Raw genomic sequence first — 3,612 nt, 5'->3', positions numbered from 1 at the left:
CGCGCCCGTGATGCCGCAGGGCTCGCAGATGAAACCCTTCACCTGCCGGCCGTCGGCCAGTTCCAGCGTGCCTATGCCCAGCGGCGGCGGAATCTCGGCCACGAATTCGCCGAAGGCGGCGTACGGCAGTTCCCATACTTCCAGCGCGATCGCGGCACCGTCGCCGGTGCGCACCATGCCGGGCTTGGGCGGCGTGCTGTTGGCCAGCGCGTACAGGCGATAGCTTGCGGCGCTTTCGGTGGCCTCGATGAAACGGGCGCCGCGCGACGTCAGCTGGTGGTTCAGCGGCATGCCGCGCAGGTGCGCGCCTACCACCGCTACCTGTACGGTGGGCACTGGGGCCGCCACGCTGCCGGCGGCGGGCAGGGCGCCGGACCGCGTCCTGTCGGTGGCGCCCAGCGTCCCGCCTTGCGCTGCTTCCCAGCGGCTGCCGAATTCCGCCAGCGCATGGTCCTGCCAGGCCAGGCCCACCAGCGTGATGCCGCTGGGCAGGCCGTCCGCGCGCGGGCCGGCCGGCACGGCCAGGGCCGACAGGTCGGCCAGGTTGGCGAAGTTGGTATAGATACCCAGCCGGCTGTTCAGCAGCACCGGTTCTTCGCGCAGTTGCGCGATGGTGTACATGGACGGGGCGGTGGGCACCACCAGCGCGTCGTATCCGGCCAGGGTTTGCTGAATGCGGCGCGCCAGGGCGGCGCGCCGGTACTCGGCTTCGAAAGTGTCTACCGCGCTGTAGCCGGCTGCTTGCTCCACGATGCCCCGCACTACGGGGTCGATGGCATCGGGCGAGCGCTCGTGCAGGGCGCGCACGGCGGCATAGCGCTCGGCCACCCATGGTCCCTGGTACAGCAGCCCAGCCAGTTCACTGAATGCCGAGAAGTCTATGGGTTCCAGCGTGGCGCCCAGGTCGCGCAGCCCCTGCAGGGCGGTTTCGTAGGCGGCCTGCGCCTGCGCATCGCCAAAGAACTCCGGCTGGGCCGAGACGGCCAGGCGCGGCCGCGCGGGCAGGCATGCGGGCATGGCCGGCGCCTGGCGTGAATAGGGGTCTTGCGCGTCGTAGCCACCGGCCACGCGGGCGATGCAATCCGCATCGCCCACCGTCAGGGCGAAAATCGACACGCAGTCCAGCGTACGGCAGGCCGGCACCACACCGCGCGTGCTCAACCAGCCCTTGGTGGGCTTCAGGCCCACCAGGTTGTTGAAGCCGGCTGGTATGCGTCCCGACCCTGCCGTGTCCGTGCCCAGCGAGAACGCCGCCAGCCCACGCGCCACCACGTTGGCCGAACCGGAACTGGACCCGCCGCTGACATAGGCGGGGTCGAAGGTGTTGGGCACCGCGCCATGCGGCGAGCGCGTACCCACCAGGCCGGTGGCGAACTGGTCCAGGTTGGTCTTGCCTATCAGCACGGCGCCGGCCGCGCGCAGCCGGCGCACCACCTCGGCATCCTGCCGCGGCATGTAGGAAAACGCCGGGCAGGCCGCCGTGGTGGGCCAGCCCGCCGCATCGATGTTGTCCTTGATGGCGAAAGGCACGCCGTACAGCGGCAACTGGTTCAGGTCGCCTTGCACCTGCTCCAGCCGCTGCGCCAGGGCGTCCAGCTGCGTATCCAGCCTGGCCACATCGGCGCGGCAGATCCAGGCCGGGTCATCCGCATCCAGGCTGGCGACCAGCGGGCCCAGCAAGTCGGCCGGCCTGGCGCCTTGCCGGCGATAGGCGTGCTGCCAATCGGCCAGGGTCCAGCCGCGCGGTTCATCGATCACATCGTGGGCAGTCATGCCTGGAATCCTCGGTGGTATACAAGTCCTTCCTTCAAAGCAATCGACATGCCAACTTTGTCGCATGCCGCCGCAAGCCCTGTATTCACGCGGGTTTGCGGACGACGACGGGATGGCGCCACGGTTCGCCAGGCCGCCTTGCAGGCGTGATGCCCGTGAGGTGGATGCACTGAAGTTGCGCAAGCACGCACCGATATCGTGCGCATGCACCAAGCGTGACCCGGTACGCCAGCGGCCCCGCGCGGCGACTGCCCGCTGCTCCCGATTCCCGCGCAAGCCCCGTGTCACAGGGCATTGCGCGCCGCGGCCGGATGCCGCGCATCAAGTTGGCATAGGAATTGCTTTTGCCCTGATGCATGCGGCGCCGCAGCCAGGCCGCGATGCAGGCGGATCTCGTCATCGATGCACAGGCAGACCTTGCCGGCGACCCCGGCCCATTCCATAAAAAGGATTCAAGCTATGAAGCGCAGACTCGTACTGAAGCAACTGACCGCCGCCAGCCTGTTGGCAATGGCAGGCTGGGCGCCCGGCGTAATGGCGGCAGACACCATCAAGGTAGGCATCCTGCATTCGCTGTCCGGCACCATGGCCATTTCCGAGACCTCGCTCAAGGACGTGGCATTGATGACGATCGAGGAAATCAACGCGCAGGGCGGCGTGCTGGGCAAGAAGCTGGAGCCCGTGGTGGTGGACCCGGCATCCAACTGGCCGCTGTTTGCCGAGAAGGCGCGCCAACTGCTGACCCAGGACAAGGTGGCCGTGGTGTTCGGCTGCTGGACCTCGGTGTCGCGCAAGTCGGTGCTGCCGGTGTTCAAGGAACTGAACGGCCTGTTGTTCTACCCCGTGCAGTACGAAGGCGAAGAACTCGAGAAGAACGTGTTCTACACCGGCGCCGCGCCCAACCAGCAGGCCATTCCCGCGGTGGAATACCTGATGAGCGAAGACGGCGGCGGCGCCAAGCGCTTCGTGCTGCTGGGCACCGACTATGTGTATCCCCGCACCACCAACAAGATCCTGCGCGCCTTCCTGCATTCGAAAGGCGTGAAAGACGAAGACATTCAAGAGGTCTACACACCCTTCGGCCATTCCGATTACCAGACCATCGTGGCCAACATCAAGCGCTTCGCATCGGGCGGCCGCACGGCGGTGGTGTCCACGATCAACGGCGATTCCAACGTGCCGTTCTACAAAGAGCTGGGCAACGCCGGCCTGAAAGCCACCGACGTGCCCGTGGTGGCCTTCTCGGTGGGCGAAGAGGAACTGCGCGGCGTGGACACCAAGCCGCTGGTGGGCCACCTGGCCGCCTGGAACTACTTCCAGTCCATCAAGAACCCGGTGAACGCCAAGTTCATCGAAAAATGGCAGGCCTACGCCAAGGCCCACAACCTGCCCAACGCCAGCACCGCGGTCACGAATGATCCGATGGAGGCCACCTACATCGGCATCCATATGTGGAAGCAGGCGGTAGAGAAAGCCGGCAAGGTCGACGTGGACCCGGTCATCGAAGCCATGGGCGGGCAGACCTTCGATTCGCCCAGCGGCTTCACGGTGCAGATGGACAAGACCAACCACCACTTGCACAAGCCCGTGTATATCGGCGAGATCAAGGGCGACGGGCAGTTCAACATTGTGTGGAAGACCAAGGGGCCGATACGCGCACAACCGTGGAGCCCCTTCATTCCCGGCAACGAAGGCAAGCAGGGCCTGTGAACCCGCGGGGATGAGGCGATGATGCGCAGCGCGTTTCTTGCACGGCTTTTGCTCGGCCTGGCCCTGGCCTGGCTGGCGGGAGCCTGGGCGCCGGCCGCCACGGCGGCCGGCCTGGATCCGGCGCTGCTG

General features: G+C 66.8%; 2 protein-coding genes. One reads left to right on the top strand and one right to left on the bottom strand.

What is annotated here, in order from left to right:
* Window positions 1–1,773, bottom strand: a 1,773-nt coding sequence (gene atzF / locus LPZ50_RS23065; protein WP_230665167.1) for an allophanate hydrolase, incomplete at its 3' end; no start/stop codon positions are given.
* 459 nt (window positions 1,774–2,232) lie between these two features.
* Here atzF and urtA point away from each other — a divergent pair.
* The gene (gene urtA / locus LPZ50_RS23060) at window positions 2,233–3,483 is read left to right on the top strand and encodes an urea ABC transporter substrate-binding protein (RefSeq protein ID WP_230665165.1); all 1,251 of its coding nucleotides are present in this window, start codon (window positions 2,233–2,235) and stop codon (window positions 3,481–3,483) included.
* Window positions 3,484–3,612: the final 129 nt, after the last annotated feature.

It is taken from the genome of Bordetella petrii, assembly GCF_020991325.1.
GTDB lineage: Bacteria > Pseudomonadota > Gammaproteobacteria > Burkholderiales > Burkholderiaceae_B > Bordetella_A > Bordetella_A petrii_E.
This window is presented reverse-complemented; position numbering and strand designations above follow the sequence as displayed.

Coding starts and splice junctions, on each gene's coding strand:
- urtA (WP_230665165.1), top strand. CDS start 2,233: ATGAAGCGCAGACTCGTACTGAAGCAACTGACCGCCGCCAGCCTGTTG.